This is a genomic window from Stenotrophomonas maltophilia group sp. RNC7, assembly GCF_030910085.1.
GTDB classification, from domain to species: Bacteria; Pseudomonadota; Gammaproteobacteria; order Xanthomonadales; family Xanthomonadaceae; genus Stenotrophomonas; species Stenotrophomonas sepilia.
In genome coordinates this window covers 1-596 of sequence record NZ_JAVFVN010000836.1, presented here as the reverse complement: position 1 = coordinate 596, position 596 = coordinate 1, and the positions used below count along the sequence as shown (strand labels likewise).

The window sequence follows — 596 nt, the reverse complement described above, 5'->3', positions numbered from 1 at the left end:
ATTTTCTTCGTTAAATCTCCTGCTGCGACTTCCTCTATGGCGTCGATTAATAACCCTATCGGTTTTAGTAATCTAGTTAATAATATATAAAATATAGAAACTAATATTAATAACAACGCTCCGGTGATCAATATAGAATTTCTTTTAATGGCATTAATACTATCTACCGTTTCAATTCTATCATTGACTACCTTATAATACCCTTTAATCTCTCCGTTAAAATCTTTAAACGGAATTAGAACCACATTGTAATTCTGATCTTGCGTTGTTAAATATACCGTTTCACCCTTTTCTAGGCTTTTCATATATTCTTCATCTTCTATACGCCATACATCCTCTGTGGTAGATGCGATTACATTGGAACCAGAATCTAGATTTGGATCGCCAATATTTTTTAGACTATATATGAAATACTCTCCTGGATAACTATCCTTGATATCTTGTAAAAATTGTTTTCCGAATTCACTACCGTATTCAACACTTCCAATATGCACCCCTTCGTAAAACACTGGAACAACGACTCTAAATCCATATCCATTGGCTCCTTCTTCCAATCCTTTAACAATTTCTTTCGTACTATTAGCCATATTCACTGT

General features: G+C 33.4%; 1 protein-coding gene. It reads right to left on the bottom strand.

The features are described from left to right. The coding region (locus RCF13_RS20140) for a cache domain-containing protein (RefSeq protein WP_308141501.1) at positions 1-596 on the bottom strand (596 nt) is incomplete at both ends.